Annotated in this window: 16 protein-coding genes; 7 read left to right on the plus strand and 9 right to left on the minus strand. The window is 72.8% G+C overall.

The window, feature by feature from the left end; translation table 11 throughout:
- Positions 1-73 precede the first annotated feature (73 nt).
- The 5 genes from pstB to CRP30_RS03595 all read right to left on the minus strand — a co-directional run bounded on the left by pstB (position 74) and on the right by CRP30_RS03595 (position 5,639).
- The gene (pstB, locus tag CRP30_RS03575; protein ID WP_097182545.1) at positions 74-997 is read right to left on the minus strand and encodes a phosphate ABC transporter ATP-binding protein PstB; all 924 of its coding nucleotides are present in this window, start codon (positions 995-997) and stop codon (positions 74-76) included.
- A gap of 52 nt (positions 998-1,049) precedes the next feature.
- The gene (pstA, locus tag CRP30_RS03580; RefSeq protein WP_097182546.1) at positions 1,050-1,946 is read right to left on the minus strand and encodes a phosphate ABC transporter permease PstA; all 897 of its coding nucleotides are present in this window, start codon (positions 1,944-1,946) and stop codon (positions 1,050-1,052) included.
- Positions 1,946-2,803 carry a phosphate ABC transporter permease subunit PstC gene (gene pstC / locus CRP30_RS03585; RefSeq protein ID WP_097183106.1) on the minus strand — a complete coding sequence of 286 codons (858 nt, stop codon included), beginning with the start codon at positions 2,801-2,803 and terminating at the stop codon, positions 1,946-1,948. The genes pstA and pstC overlap by 1 nt, the downstream gene beginning before the upstream one ends.
- Positions 2,804-2,972: 169 nt before the next feature.
- A complete protein-coding gene (locus CRP30_RS03590) occupies positions 2,973-3,935 on the minus strand; it encodes a PstS family phosphate ABC transporter substrate-binding protein (RefSeq protein ID WP_097182547.1) in 963 nt (320 codons plus the stop codon).
- A 174-nt stretch (positions 3,936-4,109) separates the two neighbouring features.
- Positions 4,110-5,639 (minus strand): LCP family protein, encoded by a 1,530-nt coding sequence (locus CRP30_RS03595; protein ID WP_235003138.1) that lies wholly within the window; start codon positions 5,637-5,639, stop codon positions 4,110-4,112.
- A 552-nt stretch (positions 5,640-6,191) separates the two neighbouring features.
- Here CRP30_RS03595 and CRP30_RS03600 point away from each other — a divergent pair.
- Positions 6,192-7,160 (plus strand): hypothetical protein, encoded by a 969-nt coding sequence (locus tag CRP30_RS03600; RefSeq protein WP_097183107.1) that lies wholly within the window; start codon positions 6,192-6,194, stop codon positions 7,158-7,160.
- On the opposite strand, the gene CRP30_RS03605 is transcribed toward CRP30_RS03600, so the two are convergent.
- Both CRP30_RS03605 and CRP30_RS03610 read right to left on the minus strand, forming a co-directional pair.
- Positions 7,157-7,621: a DUF2795 domain-containing protein gene (locus tag CRP30_RS03605; RefSeq protein ID WP_097182549.1), complete on the minus strand. Its 465-nt coding sequence runs from the start codon at positions 7,619-7,621 to the stop codon at positions 7,157-7,159. The two genes, CRP30_RS03600 and CRP30_RS03605, sit on opposite strands and share 4 nt — an antisense overlap.
- A gap of 46 nt (positions 7,622-7,667) precedes the next feature.
- Positions 7,668-7,877, minus strand: coding sequence for a hypervirulence associated TUDOR domain-containing protein (locus CRP30_RS03610; protein WP_097182550.1), 210 nt, complete (start codon positions 7,875-7,877; stop codon positions 7,668-7,670).
- A gap of 298 nt (positions 7,878-8,175) precedes the next feature.
- On the opposite strand from CRP30_RS03610, the gene CRP30_RS03615 reads away from it, so the two are divergent.
- From CRP30_RS03615 to cysD, 5 genes are all read left to right on the plus strand, one after another.
- Positions 8,176-8,961: a siderophore-interacting protein gene (locus CRP30_RS03615; protein WP_097182551.1), complete on the plus strand. Its 786-nt coding sequence runs from the start codon at positions 8,176-8,178 to the stop codon at positions 8,959-8,961.
- A 163-nt stretch (positions 8,962-9,124) separates the two neighbouring features.
- The gene (locus tag CRP30_RS03620; protein WP_097182552.1) at positions 9,125-9,883 is read left to right on the plus strand and encodes a response regulator transcription factor; all 759 of its coding nucleotides are present in this window, start codon (positions 9,125-9,127) and stop codon (positions 9,881-9,883) included.
- Between the two features lie 151 nt (positions 9,884-10,034).
- Positions 10,035-11,594: a sensor histidine kinase gene (locus CRP30_RS03625; RefSeq protein WP_235003139.1), complete on the plus strand. Its 1,560-nt coding sequence runs from the start codon at positions 10,035-10,037 to the stop codon at positions 11,592-11,594.
- Positions 11,595-11,615: 21 nt separating this feature from the next.
- Positions 11,616-12,329, plus strand: a complete 714-nt coding sequence (locus CRP30_RS03630; RefSeq protein ID WP_097182553.1) for a PaaI family thioesterase — start codon at positions 11,616-11,618, stop codon at positions 12,327-12,329.
- A 128-nt stretch (positions 12,330-12,457) separates the two neighbouring features.
- The gene (gene cysD / locus CRP30_RS03635; RefSeq protein WP_097182554.1) at positions 12,458-13,366 is read left to right on the plus strand and encodes a sulfate adenylyltransferase subunit CysD; all 909 of its coding nucleotides are present in this window, start codon (positions 12,458-12,460) and stop codon (positions 13,364-13,366) included.
- On the opposite strand, the gene CRP30_RS03640 is transcribed toward cysD, so the two are convergent.
- Positions 13,357-13,581, minus strand: coding sequence for a hypothetical protein (locus CRP30_RS03640; protein ID WP_097182555.1), 225 nt, complete (start codon positions 13,579-13,581; stop codon positions 13,357-13,359). The genes cysD and CRP30_RS03640 overlap by 10 nt on opposite strands.
- Positions 13,582-13,649: 68 nt before the next feature.
- On the opposite strand from CRP30_RS03640, the gene CRP30_RS03645 reads away from it, so the two are divergent.
- Positions 13,650-14,966: a sulfate adenylyltransferase subunit 1 gene (locus CRP30_RS03645; protein WP_097182556.1), complete on the plus strand. Its 1,317-nt coding sequence runs from the start codon at positions 13,650-13,652 to the stop codon at positions 14,964-14,966.
- Between the two features lie 46 nt (positions 14,967-15,012).
- Here CRP30_RS03645 and CRP30_RS03650 read toward each other — a convergent pair whose 3' ends face one another.
- Positions 15,013-16,380: a cytochrome P450 gene (locus CRP30_RS03650; RefSeq protein ID WP_235003140.1), complete on the minus strand. Its 1,368-nt coding sequence runs from the start codon at positions 16,378-16,380 to the stop codon at positions 15,013-15,015.
- Between the last annotated feature and the right edge of the window lie 52 nt (positions 16,381-16,432).

The raw sequence follows: 16,432 nt of genomic DNA on the forward strand, positions 1-16,432 counted from the left end.
CGCAGAGGCCGCGGGCCTCTCCTTGGCTCGCCGGTCCCGTGCGGCGTCGAGAGCATCTCGGGCCGCCACCGGCTCAGCCGAAGCGACCGGAGATGTAGTCCTCGGTCCGCTTGTCGCCCGGGTTGGAGAAGATCTTGGTGGTCAGGTCGAACTCCACCAGCTGGCCCGTCCGATCGCCCGTGCCCTCCGCGGCCTGCGCGGTGAAGAAGGCTGTGCGGTCGGCTACGCGGGCCGCCTGCTGCATGTTGTGGGTCACGATGATGATCGTGTAGTCCTTGCGCAGGTCCTCCATGAGGTCCTCGATGCGCGCGGTCGCGATGGGGTCGAGCGCGGAGCACGGCTCGTCCATGAGGATGACCTCCGGACGCACCGCGATCGTGCGCGCGATGCAGAGGCGCTGCTGCTGCCCTCCTGACAGGCCGTATGCGGACTGCTTGAGCTTGTCCTTCACCTCGTCCCACAGCGCCGCCCCGCGCAGGGCCTCCTCGACGAGGTCGTCCATGGACTCGACCTTCATGCCGGTGACCCGGGGGCCGTAGGCGATGTTGTCGTAGATCGACTTCGGGAACGGGTTGGGCTTCTGGAACACCATGCCGATCCGGCGCCGGACCTCGATCGGGTCGACCTCGGCGGCGTACATGTCCTGCCCGTGGTACGCGATCCGTCCCGTGACGCGGGCGCCCGGGACGAGGTCGTTCATCCGGTTGAGGCTCCGGAGCACCGTTGACTTGCCACAGCCGGACGGCCCGATCATGGCCGTGATCTCGTTGCGTCCGTAGACCAGGGACACGTCGTTCACGGCGCGGAAGTCGCCGTAGTAGATGTCGACGTTCTCGCACTCGATGACCGGCGTCGGGTTCTCGGGCAGGAAGCGCCCCGAATCGTTCTGGGCCCCCACGCGCGGACGAGGCGGCTCGCTCGTACGAGCGTCGTCCGACGGGACGACGGTGGCGGTCGCCGCCGGGTCAGCGGCGGTCGGGGTCTGCGTGCTGGTCATGAGTCGTCCAGTCCGTAGGAGCGGTGGGTGAGCTGAGTGCGACGTCGCTGGTTCACCAGCGCCTCTGGAAGCGGTTGCGGATGACGATGGCGAGCGCGTTCATCAGGAGCAGCATGCCGAGCAGCACGATGATCGCTGCGGCCGCGACCTCCTGGAACTCGACCTGAGGCTGACCGGCCCAGTTGAAGATCTGGATCGGCAGCGTCGTGAACCCGGAGAAGAGCCCGTCGGGGTCGTACCGGATGAAGACCAGCCCGCCGAGCAGCAGCAGAGGCGCCGCTTCGCCGAGCGCACGCGACAACGCGAGGATGGTGCCGGTCGCGATCCCCGGGACCGCCGAGGGCAAGGTCTGCCGCCAGACGGTCTGCAGCTGTGTCGCCCCGAGCGCGAGCGAGCCCTGACGGATCTCCGCCGGCACCGAGCGCAGCGCCTCGCGGGTCGTGATGATGATGACCGGGAGGATCAGCAGCGCGAGCGCGATCGCCCCGGCCAGGACCACGCCGCGGCGGAGGCCGATCGTCAGAGCGAGCCCGGCCGTCAGCATCCCGTAGACGATCGCCGGCACGGCCGCGAGGTTCTGCAGGTTCACCTCGATCAGGCGGTTGTACCAGCGGACCGGGTTGGCGAACTCCTCCAGGTAGATCGCCGCCGCGATGCCCAGAGGAATCGCCATGATGGCCGTGGCGCCGATGACCCACAGCGACCCGATGATCGCAGCTCTGGCGCCGGCCGTCTCGGGACTGACCTGGGAGGAGTAGTTGGTGAACAGGCCCCCGTCGAGCCGCGGGAGTGCGTCCATGAACGAGGTCACCAGAAGGATGACCAGAGTCAGGATCGCGAAGGTGACGGCCACCCACAGGGCGACCAGGAACACCATCGATGCCGGGCTCTTCTCGCTGTTCCCCTGAGCCTTCAGAGGCCGGGTGGCGAGCTGACCGATCGTGGCCATCAGTAGGCCTCCCGGAACTTGCGGACCAGCCGGATGCTGATCATGTTGATCACGAAGGTGAGGACGAAGAGGAGCAGCCCCACCGCGAAGAGGGTGTTGTAGCTGAGCGTTCCCGGCGTGCTCTCGCCGGTGGCCGTCTGGGCGATGAACCCCGTCATGGTCTGTCCGACCTCCGTCGGGCCACCGACCATCCGGGCCTGCGTACCGGCGGCGAGCGCGACGATCATCGTCTCGCCGACAGCCCGGGAGAGCGCCAGCACGATCGACGCGGCGATGCCGGAGACTGCCGCCGGGAAGACCACGCGGAGGGTGGTGCGCATCTTGTTGGCACCGAGGGCCATCGAGCCCTGACGGAGGGAGTCCGGCACGGCCGACATGGCGTCCTCGGACAGCGAGGCGACCGTGGGGATGATCATGATGCCGAGCACCAGACCGGCGGACAGCACGCTGAACGTGCCGATGTCGAGGCCAAGCAGGTCGTTCAGGATGACCGGCGCGACGAAGGTCAGCGCGAAGAATCCGTAGACGACGGACGGGATGCCGGCCAGGACCTCCAGGACCGGCTTGAGAACCTTGCGCACCCGCGGTCGGGCGTACTCCGAGAGGTAGATCGCCGCCCCGAGCCCGAAGGGGATGGCGATCAGCAGGGCGATGAGCGTCGTCCACGCGGTCCCCGTGATGAGCGGAAGGACGCCGTAGGACTCCTGGCCGCTGAACCGGGGCGTCCACCGCGTCCCGAACAGGAACTCGGTGAGGCTGACCTCGCGGAAGAACGAGATCGCCGGGAACAGCAGGGACAGGACGATGCCCACCGTCACCAGGACGGAGAGCAGGGCCGCCGTGATCAGGACGATCATGACGACCCGCTCGCCGTGGCGAGGTGACTGTCGGCGGAGGGACGTCGGGTCGAACCCGCCGCCCCGCTTGCTCCGGGGGGTCCCCGCCGCGGGGGACCCCCCGTCTGCCGTGATGGTCACGACGCTCCTCTGTTGTTCATCGGTCCGCTGCGCGGGCCAGCCGCTCAGGTCAGCCGATGGACGAGGCAGCGGACTCCAGCTCACCGCGCTGCTCGTCGTTCAGCGGGATGTACTGGGCCGCCTCGGCGATCCGGTCGTCGTTGGTCGCGTAGAAGTCCACGAATGCCTTGACCTCGGGCTTCTCCGACGCTGCGGTGTTGGAGACGTAGATGAACAGGGGGCGGGCCAGGGGGGTGTAGGTCCCGTCCTGGGCGGTCTCGGCGCTGGGCGCGACACAACCCTCGCCGCTGTCGATCTCGACCGCCTTGAGGGCCTCGGCGTTCTCCTCGAAGTAGGTGTAGCCGAAGTAGCCGAGAGCGTTGGCCGAGCCACTGACGCCCTGGACGATCACGTTGTCGTCCTCGGAGGCGTTGTAGTCGGTGCGGCTCACGCCCTCCTCACCGTTGATCTCGTCGGTGAAGTAGTCGAACGTGCCCGAGTCGGTACCCGGCCCGTAGAGCTCGATCTCCTCGGCGGGGAACTCCGGGTTGACCTGGTTCCACGTCGACACGGTCCCCTCGGCGTCCGGCCCCCACAGGGTGGCCAGCTCCGCCGTGGTGAGGCAGTCGATGAAGTCGTTGTCGGCGGAGACGACGACGGTGAGCGCGTCGGTGGCGACCTGCAGCTCGGTGAACTCGATGCCGTTCTCCTCGCAGAGCGCTGCTTCCTCGTCCTTGATCGGGCGGGAGGCGTTGGAGATGTCGGTCTCGCCCTGGCAGAAGACCTCGAAGCCGCCACCGGTGCCGGAGGTGCCGACCGAGACGTTGACCTGGGGCTCCTCCTCGGCGAAGAACTCGCCGGCCGCGGCAGTCAGGGGCTGGACGGTCGAAGAGCCGTCGACGAGTACCTCGCCGGACAGGGCGGAGTCGCCGCCACCCGACTCTTCCTCGTTCCCGCCACCGCAGGCGGTGAGGCCGAGGGCGATGAACAGCGTCGCGGGGACAGCAGCGCGGCGCAGCGTACGTCGATTCACTGAGGTCGTGCCTCTCTGGTGGGGCTTGGGTTCAGCCACGGTCCTTGACGCTGGGGACGCTAGGTACCGGTTCTGAATGAACAGAGGGACGAAGGTGAACGGGAGGCGAACGACGACCGGCTAGATCTCGGTGTCGGCATGACCTGGATCACCGCCGAGCAGCGCCCCTGCGGCTCAGCAGCTGACGGGGGCGGGCGCCGTCTCCGCCGCAGGAGGTGCCGGAACCTCGGCCGCGGGGACCTCGACGGGAGCGCCGATCGTCACCGGGACGACCGTCTCGTAGCCGGGACCGATGACCAGCTGGACGGTGTCACCGATGGAGTCGTTGGGCTCGAGCACCGCTCCCGGCACCGACGCCGCGACGGTGCGGGCCTGCTCGGTGACGCCCGGGCCGTGGCGCACGACGGTCTGGTTGACCGTCCCCGGCTCGTTCCCGACCGCCCCCACGGTGAAGCCCTGAGCACGCATCAGGTCCCCGACGGTCGCGCCCAGCCCCGTCGTCCCCGTGCCGTTGAGCACGTCGACCGTCACCGACGCCGGGGGCACGGTGAGTGCGTCGGTCGCCGGGGCGGCCTCCACCGGCGGGGCGTCGCTCGCGGGCGGCTCCTCGGCCGGAGCCGCGGACTCCACCGGCCCGATGATGAACTGCTCGGGCACCTGGGTGCCCTCGATGACGGCGTCGAACAACGCGCGCGTGCCCGTTCCGTCGAGCAGCACGTACGCCTGATCGGTCCCGGCCGGGACGTAGCCCACCTGGGCCACCGGGAGGGCGGCCCTCTGCACGGCGTCCCCGGACAGGTCGCCGAGGCTGCCGGCCAGGACCCGCAGGTCGCCCAGCGTCGTCTGCTCGTCGACGGTGAGGGCCTCGGCGGCGCGGTTGAGGAAGCGGTTCAGGGTGAGCGGGTCGGCCAGGGTGCTGGTGGACATCGCGGCCCGCAGCGTGGCCGTCAGCAGTCGCTGCGCCCGCTCCGCGACGGCGGTCCCGGTGACGTCGGCACCGCTGTCACCCGGCTGCAGGAACCCGGCCGCGGCCTCCCCGGAGATCTCCGAGGATCCGGCCGACAGCGGTGTCGCGGCAGCGGCGGTGGCCGGCGACGGGATGACGCAGACGGGGACGCCACCGAGGGCGTCGACCATCCCGGGCAGGTCGGCGAGGTCGAGGCCCAGGTAGTGGTCGACGCGCAGCCCGGAGAGCTGCTGGACGGTGCGCACCAGGCAGCTCGGACCGCCCTCGAGCAGCGACGTCGCGAAGGCCTCGGTGGCGGGCTGGCGCAGCGACCCGTCGGGGGTGCGACAGGCGGGTGTGTCCACCAGCGCGGTCGGCGGGAAGCTCACGAGGACCGCACGGTCGCCGTCGGCCGACACCGAGGCCAGCAGGGTGGCCACCGACGCCGTGCCGGTCTGGCCCGGCACACCGCTCCCCACCACCAGGTACGTCTCGTCGCCTGCCTGCAGCACCGGCGCCAGGATCTCCGGCCCGTCGACGGCCAGCGCCTCGACGCGGTCGATCTTCTGGTCGACGTAGAAGTACAGGCCCAGGTGGTACAGCAGCACCACGCCCACCACGGCGCCCAGGGCCATGAGCGCCCGGCCGAGCCGACGGCGGCCGGGACCGGCCGGAGGCCGGGGCGTGGGACGGCGCGCGCGGGGGCGGTCACGATCGGCCGGGCCGGGGGGAGGCACGCGACCGGGCAGGGGCGGCACGGGGCCGCTCCGCCGGGAGGGGCGCGAGTCCGGCTCCCACGAGGTGGGAGGACGGTTCCCGGCGGGCACCGGGGGGAGGCCGGGCCGCGGTTCCGGGCGGCTGGCTCCCGGCACCGGCGGCAGTCCACCCCGGCCCGCGGGGGCCGCCGACGCACCGGGCACGGGCGGCATCCCGGCACGGACGACGGGCGGCGGCGCGGCGGGGGCCCGGAGCACGGGCTCCTCGCGGCGGGCGGCGCGGCGACGGGTGACGCCGCCGCCCTGCCGGGCGAGCAGCTGCTCGACGGTGACCGGCTGACTGCCGCGCCCGCTCTCGCCGTCGCGTCGGGTGCGCCCGGGGACGCCGGAACCACGTCCGTCCCGCGTCGGCTCGTCCCCCACCGCTGTCGACACCTTCTCGCTCGTCCCTGCCCCGTGATACGGCCTCCGCACGACGATACGGGGGCGGAGCCGCCGACCGGGCCGGACGCGCGGGCATCGGGGCACCCCTGCGGAGCGAGGCTGCGCCCGACCGAATAGTGCGCGACCGTCCTGCTGCGTAGCGTGGGGTCGGTGAGACTGCCCTCGGTACCGGGCCCGACCGACCTCCTGAACGCCGTGGGTGGTGTGCGCGACGGGTTCACCGACGCGCTCGACCTCGTGCCGCGGGTGGGCGCGGCCGTCGGCCGCATGGAGGAACTGCTGGGCCGCGTGTCGAGCATGCTGGACCGCGTCGACGGGATCGTCGACCGCGCGGACGAGGCGATCGCCCGCGTCGGCGAGACCCGCGCCAAGGCCGACGAGGCCATCGCCGGCGTCGCCGAGACCCGCGCCAAGGCCGACGAGGCCATCGAGGGGGTCGGCAGCACCCGCGCCAAGGCCGACGAGGCCATCGCCGGCGTCGCCGAGACCCGCGCCAAGGCCGACGAGGCCATCGAGGGGGTCGGCAGCACCCGCGCCAAGGCCGACGAGGCCATCGCCGGCGTCGCCGAGACCCGCGCCAAGGCCGACGAGGCCATCGAGGGGGTCGGCAGCACCCGCGCCAAGGCCGACGAGGCCATCGCCGGCGTCGCCGAGACCCGCGCCAAGGCCGACGAGGCCATCGCCGGCGTCGCCGAGACCCGCGCCAAGGCCGACGCGGCGATCGAGGGGGTCGACGGGACCGCATCGCGCGCCGATTCACTCGTGGGGCGGGCCGAGGGCATGGTCGGCCGGGTGGAGCCGATGCTGGCCGACTACGAGCCGGCCCTCACCGCCCTGGCCCCGTCGGTCCGGCGGCTCGCCGCGTCCTTCGACCCGTCCGAGGTCGACGCGCTCATCACGCTGATCGATCGGCTGCCGCAGCTGGTGATCCACCTGGACGAGGACATCCTGCCGGTCCTGGAGACGCTGGCGTCCGTCGGCACCGACGTGCACGACCTGGTCGACACCGTCCAGGACATGCGCCAGATCGTGAAGGGCTTCCCGGGCTCGAAGCTGTTCCGCCGCCGCGGGGCGGAGGAGATCGCCGGCGACGAGGCCCGGGAAGCCGCAGCCGACTAGACCTGAGGCTCCTCGGCACCCGGCCCGGGCCCGGTCTCCGTCGGGTAGCCGAGCGCGCGGACGACGTCCCCGATCCGCTCGTAGGTCTCCCCGTCCGGCAGCTTCGCCAGCTCGTCCGCGACGGCGTCGGGAGCGCGGTGGTCGCGCGCCGCCTCCACCAGCTCCGGCCCGGTGGCCGGGAAGTCCGCCCGCACCAGCCAACGGGCCAGCTCGGCGCGGGCGACGACGGCGTCCTCGGTCATGCCGACCGGCACCCCACCGACCAGCGTCCCGGCCGGGTCCGCGGTGAGGTCCGGGTCGCCCTCGGCGATCGGCTCGGTCTCGCGCCACTCGTGGGAGCGGGTGGCGTGCTCCGCCTTGAGCATCCCCTGGATCTCGTGCTCCAGTTCCTCGTCGACCCGGGCGCTGTGCTTGGTGCTGCGCGCGGACACTCCGGCGAACTGGTCTCCGGCCTCGGTCACGGTGTCTCCTCAGATCTTGGGCCCGGTCGACGCCGGGCCGGGTGGTTCAGTCCTCGTGCAGGGCGCCGGGCTTGTGCACCGCGGTCTTGCCGGTCTTGTCGCTCTTCACCTCGTACTGCGGCTCGTCCTTGCTGGCCTTGACCGTCCGCCCGGAGGCCTCGGTCTCCTCGGTGATCTCCCGTTCGACGGTGCCCTCGACCTCGTTCCCGTGGCTGTTCCAGGTGACGTGGTCACCCGTGGACGGGTCGTCTGCCATGACCGCTCCCTCTCGCGTCCGGACCGTGGCCCCTGCCTGCCCCCTGCCGTCGCCGCACACACATCGCGGACGCGGCCGCACGATCACCCGTTCGGGAACCGACCTCACCCCAAGGGGCCATGGCAGGGCCGCTTTCGTCACGTAGCGTCTACCTCGACGGACACCCGATGGGCGTCCACGCTGGTCCAGCGGATGTTCTCGCTACCCAGCGTGACCTTCGGGTCCGTCCTCGATCGCCGGCCCGGTCGACTCCATTCCCCCGGAGTCGGCCGGGTCGGCCCGTTTAGGCTGAGCCCCCGTGACGACCCCCCTCGCCTCCGACGGACTCCGCCCCGTCGATGTCCTCACGGTGGTGGGGGTGTCGGACGTGACGCCGTCGGTGCGCCGGGTGGTGCTCTCCGGGACGCCGGACGCGGTGGCCGCGGCCGGGCCGACGGTCAATCTCCTCGTGCCGCGGGTGGGCGACGCAGACCCCCACTGGCCGCGCATCCAGCGGGACGGCCGGATCGTCTGGCCGCAGGGCAGCCACGGCGTCGCGCTGCGCAGCTACACCGCCCGCCGCCAGGACGCCGCCGCCGGGATCGTGGAGATCGACTTCGTCCTGCACGGCGACGGCCCGGCGGCCGCCTGGGCGGCGGCCGCGCACCCCGGCGCCCTCCTCGGCGTGGCGGGGGCCGCCTCGCTGGCCGAGCGCCCCGCGCGCTGGCTGCTGCTGGCCGGCGACGAGACGTCGCTGCCGGCGATCAGCCGGCTGCTCGCCGCGGCACCGCCGGAGACGACCGGCGTCGCGTTCCTCGAGGTGGCCGGGCCGGAAGAGGAGCAGCCGCTCGCCCGGCCGGCCGGGATCGCCGTCAGCTGGCTGCACCGGGGCCCCACCCCACCGGGCGAGAGCTCACTGCTCGTGGACGCCGTCGCGGCGCTGGACCGGCCCGACGAGGAGGACGTCTTCGCCTGGGTGGGAGCCGAGTCCGCCGCCGTCCGCGCGATCCGGGCGGACCTGCGCGGCCGCTGGGGCCTGGGGCGGGCACAGCACCACGCGATCGGCTACTGGCGCCGGGGCCGGGCCATGTCGCCCGCCGGGTGACAGCGTCGGGAGCATCGCAGCGAGCGCCAGCGAGCGAGGAGCGGACCGACACGCGGAACCCGGCCGACGGACACCGCGGGATGACGCCGCCGGCGGACGGTTCCCCAGGGAGTTCACAGGTAGCGTCCAGAACCACCGCAGCCGGCGCCCGCACGATCAGCACATGACGACGGCACCCGCACGCGCGACCGGAGGAACCGTGGCCGGCAGTCCGCAGACCCGCACACCCGAGGCGCGGCTGCTCGTCGTCGACGACGAGCCGAACATCCGGGAGCTGCTCTCGGCCAGCCTGCGCTACGCCGGCTTCGAGGTCGTGACCGCCGCCGACGGCCAGCAGGCGCTCGCGCTCGCGGAGTCCTTCCGCCCCGACCTCCTCGTCCTCGACGTGATGATGCCCGGCCTCGACGGCTTCGGGGTCGTCCGCCGGCTCCGCCAGTCCGGCCGGCACACGCCGGTCCTGTTCCTCACCGCGCGCGACGCCGCGGAGGACAAGGTCTCCGGGCTGACCCTCGGCGGCGACGACTACGTGACCAAGCCGTTCAGCCTCGACGAGGTGATCGCCCGCATCCGCGCCGTCCTCCGGCGCACCGCGGGCGCCCAGCAGGCGGCCGAGGCCCCGCGGCTGACCTTCGCCGACATCGAGCTCGACGAGGAGAGCCACGAGGTCGTCAAGGCGGGCACGCTGATCAGCCTGTCCCCCACGGAGTTCAAGCTGCTGCGCTACCTCATGGCGAACGCCGGACGGGTGCTGTCGAAGGCGCAGATCCTCGACCACGTGTGGAACTACGACTTCAACGGCGAGGCGAACGTGGTGGAGTCCTACATCTCCTACCTGCGCCGCAAGATCGACACCACCGAGCCCCGGCTGCTGCACACCATCCGGGGGGTCGGCTACACCCTGCGGTTGCCGCGGGGCGCATGAGCGGACAGGTGCGTGAGCATCGCAGCGAGGCGGCCGCCGACAGGGAGGGAGCATCGCAGCGAGGAACGAGCGAGGAGCGGACCGACCGCAAAGGCGGCCTGGACGTCCGAGCGAGGAGCGGAGCGCACCGCGGAAGCGAACCGGTGACGGCGTGACCGCTCCCCCTGCGACGACGGTGAGCGGGCCCCGCGTCCCGCTCCGCGTCACCCTGGTCGCGCTCATGGTGGTGCTCCTCAGCCTCGCCCTGCTCGCGACCGGCTTCGCCACGACGTCGCTGCTCGAGGGGTACCTGACCGACCAGCAGGACGAGGAGCTGAAGGCCAACGCGCAGAGCGTCTCCAGCGACCCGCGCCGGGCCGCCGACTTCTGCAGCCAGGGAACCCGGTACCCCTCCACCGACTTCGTGGGGTGCCTGGTCCCCGACGAGGGCCGGGTCCTCGTGTTCGCCGGTCCCCTCGACGACCAGAACCGGTTCCCCCGCTTCGACCGGGCACTGGAGGCCGTCGAGGACGACGAGGCGGCGGTCGAGACGGTCCCCGAGCCGTTCACCGTCCGCTCGCAGGACCGCAGCACCTCGTGGCGGATGGTGGCCGTGAGTCTCCCCGGCGGGAACGCCGCACTCTTCGGCAGCGACCTCGAGGTCGACGAGAAGGCGATCCGGCGGCTCGTCCGCATCGAGCTGACCGTCGGGCTGGCGGTGCTGGTGGTGCTCGGCGCCGTCGGTTACGTACTGGTCCGCAACAGCCTGCGGCCCCTGACCGCGGTCGAGCGGACGGCGCAGGCCATCGCGGCCGGCGACCTGTCCCAGCGCGTGCCCGCGGGGGACCAGCGCACGGAGGTCGGCCGGCTGTCCGGCGCGCTCAACGTGATGCTCGCGCGGATCGAGCGCGCCTTCCGTGCACAGCAGGTCTCCGAGGAGGAGGCCCGGGGCTCCGAGCACCGGATGCGCCGGTTCGTCGCCGACGCCAGCCACGAGCTGCGCACCCCGCTCACCTCGATCCGCGGTTTCGCCGAGCTCTACCGCCAGGGGGCCGTGCGCACCGACGACGACGTCGCCCGCCTGATGCAGCGCATCGAGGCCGAGGGCGCCCGGATGGGCCTGCTCGTCGAGGACCTCCTGCTGCTCGCCCGCCTGGACCAGCAGCGGCCGCTCACCTTCGCACCCGTCGACCTGGCGGAGATCTCCGGCGACGCCGTCCACGACGCGAAGGCCGTGCAGCCCGACCGGCCGATCGCCCTGCACCTGGACGAGTCGCTGAGCGACGTCCCGGTCGTCATCGGAGACGAGGGCCGGTTGCGCCAGGTCGTCGGCAACCTGGTGACCAATGCGCTGACCCACACCCCCGTGGACGCCCGGGTGACGGTGACCGTCGCCGAGGCGCCCGACGACGACGACGTGCTCGTGCTGCAGGTCGCCGACGAGGGACCCGGCATGGACCCCGCGGACGCCGGCCGCGCGTTCGAGCGCTTCTACCGCGCCGACGCCTCGCGCACCCGGGGTGAGGACAGCAGCACCACGGCCGGCGGCACCGGACTCGGCCTGGCCATCGTCAGCTCGCTCGTCGCGGCGCACGGCGGCTCGGTCGACCTCACCACCGCACCCGGCGAGGGCGCCAGGTTCACCGTCCGGCTGCCCCGCTCGGGGCCGGCGGACCACGGCTCGGGCCCCGCGGGCACGGCCCCCGGCGGGGGTGCCGGGGACCTGGACTAGCCGCCCTGTCACGATCCGGACGTGACGACGGACCAGACGGGCACCATCCCCGACGCCGAGCCCCTCGCCGCGGCGGCCGACCTCGGGGCGGCGCTGCGCGAGCTCATCGAGATCTCGGTGACCACCACCGTGGCCCCGGCGGAGGTGCGCGCCGCGGCGGCACTGGTCCGCGAGGCCACCGAGCGGCTCTCCGTCGCGCGCCGGCCGGCGTCCCGGCTGCCGGCGCTGGACGACGTCAGCACCGGCCGGCGGGTGTTCAACCCGGTCACCGGGCTCGGCAACGCGCTGGCGCCGCCGCTCGCGGTACGCCGGGAGGAGGACGGCGTCGTCGCGGAGGTGACCCTCGGGGTGGCCTACGAGGGCCCGCCGAGCTTCGTGCACGGCGGCATGAGCGCGCTGTTCATGGACCAGCTGCTGGGGTCCGCCGCCGCGGCGGCGGGGCTGTGGGGCATGACCGCGCACCTGGAGCTGGACTACCGGGGGCCGCTCCCGCTGGAGACCCGCCTGGTGCTGCGCGCTCGGGTCGCCGAGCAGTCGGGCCGGAAGTCGCTGATCACCGGCACGATCGCCCTGGCGGACGACCCCGACCGCGTCCTGGTCGAGGCGCGTGGCGTCTTCGTCATGCCGCGTCCCGAGAAGGTGGCTGCCTACTTCGGTGCCATCACCGACGCCTCGGGCCGGCACACCCCGCCGCGTCGGCCCGGCGACGCCACGGCCATCGACGACGGGCACTGAGCCGGTCCGGTCGCCGGCCGCCGGGGTCCTGGCGGCGGGCGCCGGAGCGCGATGACGGACACTGGAGGGAATCCGCATCATCCCGATGCGGTTACCCGTCCTGATGTCGAGCCTCCGGAGCCTGCCCCGTGCCCACGCCTGACTACCGGCTGAGCCAGCTGGAGACGCTGGAGGCCGAGTCCATCCACGTGCTCCGCGAGGTCGTCGCGGAACTCGAGCGGCCGGTGCTGCTGTTCTCCGGCGGCAAGGACTCCATCGTGATGCTGGAGCTGGCCCGCAAGGCGTTCGCGCCGGCCCGCATCCCCTTCCCCGTCATGCACGTCGACACCGGCCTGAACTTCCCCGAGGTCCTGGAGTTCCGCGACAAGCGGGTGGCCGAGCTCGGCGTCCAGCTGATAGTCGCGTCGGTGCCGGACGCGATCGCCGCCGGGACGGTCAAGGAGGAGCCCAACGGCTCGCGCAACCGCATCCAGACCCCGGTGCTGCTCGACGCGGTCGAGGAGCACGGCTTCACCGCGCTGTTCGGTGGCGCCCGCCGGGACGAGGACAAGGCGCGGGCGAAGGAGCGGATGTTCTCCTTCCGCGACGAGTTCGGCCAGTGGGACCCCAAGAACCAGCGCCCCGAGATCTGGGACCTGTACAACGGCCGGATCCACCTGGGCGAGTCCATCCGGGTCTTCCCGCTGTCGAACTGGACCGAGCTCGACATCTGGCAGTACATCCTCCGCGAGGAGATCGCGATCCCGGCGCTCTACCTCGCCCAGCAGCGGGACGTCGTCGAGCGCCAGGGGATGCTCTACGCGGTCAACGAGTTCATCCGCCCGCGCGACGGCGAGCAGGTCCGCCGCGAGACCGTCCGCTACCGCACCGTCGGCGACGCGAACCTCACCGCCGCGGTGCTGTCGGAGGCGACGACGGTCGAGGAGGTCATCGCCGAGATCGCGGTGACCCGCATGACCGAGCGCGGTGCCACCCGCGGCGACGACAAGGTCAGCGACGCCGCCATGGAGGACCGGAAGAAGGAGGGCTACTTCTGATGGCCGTCCGCAGCACCCCGGCGCCGCCACAGGGCGACCAGCACCCGCACGACGACGGCGAGCAGCACCAGCCCCGTCGTCCAGCCGGCCGCCTCCGGTGCGCGGCCGGCGTCGGCACCCAGCACGTCGCAGACCCACTCCGCGGCCGCGAAACCGACCACGTAGCCCAGGACGACGACCAGCAGCGCGGGCACCGCTGCGGCGAACACGAACACGGGGTGCCTCCTCGGGGCGTCCGCTCCAGCGTCCGCGCCGCCGCCGTCCTCTGCCAGGAGAACCTCCGATGACCTCCCTCGAGAAGCCCGTGGACCTGCACTCCCCGGCCGCCGAGCAGGCGCACGACCTCGCCCTGGCCCGCAAGGACATCCTGCGGATCGCCACCGCCGGCTCCGTGGACGACGGCAAGAGCACGCTCATCGGCCGGCTGCTGTACGACAGCAAGGCGATCTTCGAGGACCAGTACGAGGCGGTCGAGCGCGCCAGCAAGGGCGACTACGTCGACCTCGCGCTGCTCACCGACGGCCTGCGCGCCGAGCGCGAGCAGGGCATCACCATCGACGTCGCCTACCGCTACTTCAGCACCCCGCGGCGCACGTTCATCCTGGCCGACACCCCCGGGCACGTGCAGTACACGCGCAACATGGTCACCGGCGCCTCGACCGCCGATCTGGCGATCGTCCTGGTCGACGCCCGCAAGGGCATGCTCGAGCAGAGCCGCCGGCACGCGTTCCTCGCCTCGCTGCTCCGGGTCCCGCACCTGGTGGTCGCGGTGAACAAGATGGACCTCGTCGACTGGTCGGAGGAGCGCTTCGAGGCGATCCGGGACGAGTTCAGCGCGTTCGCCAGCAAGCTGAACGTGCCCGACCTGACCGTCGTCCCGATCTCGGCGCTGAACGGCGACAACGTCGTCAGCCACTCGGCGAACACCCCCTGGTACGAGGGGACGACCCTGCTGCACCACCTCGAGCACGTGCACGTCGCCAGCGACCGCAACCTGGTCGACGCCCGGTTCCCCGTGCAGTACGTGATCCGGCCGCAGTCCGACGCCCACCACGACTACCGGGGATATGCCGGGACGATGGCCAGCGGGGTGCTGCGCCCCGGCGACGAGGTGCAGGTGCTGCCCAGCGGCCTGACCACCCGGATCGCCGCCATCGACGGCCCCCGCGGGCCGGTGACGGAGGCCTTCCCGCCCATGGCGGTCACCATCCGGCTCGAGGACGACGTCGACGTGTCCCGGGGTGACCTCGTCTGCCGCCCGGCCAATGCCCCGACGGCGACGCAGGACGTCGACGCGCTGATCTGCTGGATGGCCGACGAGCCGCTCCGGCCCCGCCAGCGGATCGCGATCAAGCACACCACCCGGACCGTGCGCGCCATGGTCAAGGAGCTGGCCTACCGCCTGGACGTGAACACGCTGCACCGCGACCCCGAGGCCGGCGAGCTGGGGCTCAACGACATCGGCCGGGTGCGGCTGCGCGCGACCCAGCCGCTGTTCGTCGACGACTACACGCGCAACCGGGCGACCGGCCGCTTCATCCTGATCGACGAGGCCACCAACGCCACCGTCGGCGCCGGGATGCTCACCCCCGCCGGCTGAAGGACCCCCTCCTCCCCCGGAAGCGGGCCCGGAGAACGCAAGGGGATCAGCGGAGCGTCACCGGGAGGTGCTCGAACCCGCGCAGCGTCCGCAGGTCGCGGCGGACCGGCCGGCCGGTCACGCGCAGGTGCGGGAACCGCTCGCTGAGGGTGCGCAGGCCGACGACGCCCTCCAGCCGCGCCAGGCCCGCACCGACGCAGTAGTGGATGCCTGCGGAGAAGGCGAGGTGGTCGCGCGCGTTGGCGCGTCCCACATCGAAGCGCCCCGGCTCCCGGAACACCTCCGGGTCCCGGTTGGCCGCGCCGAGCAGCACCGTCACCCGGGTGCCCGCCCGCACCGGCCGACCGGCGAGGGTCCCGCCATCCTTGACCGTCCGGCCGGTGAGCTGCACGGGGCTGTCGAACCGCAGGATCTCCTCGACGGCGCCGTCCCAGCCGGTCGGCGCGACGCGCAGGGCCTCCCACTGCTCGCGGTGGGCGTCCAGCAGCGCGACGCCGTTGCCCAGCAGGTTCATCGTCGTCTCGAAGCCGGCCCCGAGCAGGAGCATCACCGTGGCGTGCAGCTCCCGCTCGGTGAGGGCCTCGTCGTCCGGCAGGCCGACCAGCCGGCTGACCAGGTCGTCCCCGGGATCCCTCCGCAGCCGGGCGAAGTGCTCCCGCAGGAAGGCATGCATGGCCCGTAGCGCCCGCTCGGCCGCCACGTAGCGCCGGAAGGGCAAGCCGGGGTCGAGGGTGGCAGCGGCCGCGGCACCCCAGCGCAGGAAGTCCGCCCGGCGCTCCGTGGGCACGCCCAGCAGGTCGGCGATGACCAGCACCGGCAGCTGAGCGGCGTAGGCGTCGATGAGGTCGATCTCCCCGCTGCGGGTCCCGGGGTCGCGCTCGAGGGCGTCGAGCAGGGTGTCGGCGGTCCGCTGGACCACGGGCTCGAAGGCCGCCGTGGCGCGCGGGGTGAACGCCCGGCCCACGAGCCGGCGGAAGCGGGTGTGATCGGGCGGGTCGACGACGAGCATGGACGGCGGCTCGGCCACGCCGGTCGCGTCGAGCTCGTCGCCGAAGCGGAGGGCCCAGCGGATCAGCCGCGGCGCCTGCGACCGGTCCCAGCCGACGCCGAAGCGGTCGGACCGGAGGATCTCCGAGGCGACGGCGTGCGACGCCGTGACCAGCCCGATGCTGCTCGGCGACAGCGATCCGCGGGCCCGGAGCTCCTCGTAGAGGGGATGGGGATCGTCGCGGACGGCCGGGTTCCGCAGCAGTCGGCCGACGGGGTCACCACCCCGGGCGCCGCGGTCGAGGAGCACCGCCGGAAGCCCGTGGCGCACGCCCCATCGGACGACCGTCCGGGCGGGACGGAGGGCGGGCCTCAAGGCTCCCGCCAGCGGGTTCACGGCGATCGACGTGTCCGTGTCCGTGCTCACCCGCGCAGTCTGTCAGTGCCGACGCCGCCCGGCCGGTGTGCCGCAGCTCCGG

The organism is Blastococcus haudaquaticus (genome assembly GCF_900230285.1).
GTDB classification, from domain to species: Bacteria; Actinomycetota; Actinomycetes; order Mycobacteriales; family Geodermatophilaceae; genus Blastococcus_B; species Blastococcus_B haudaquaticus.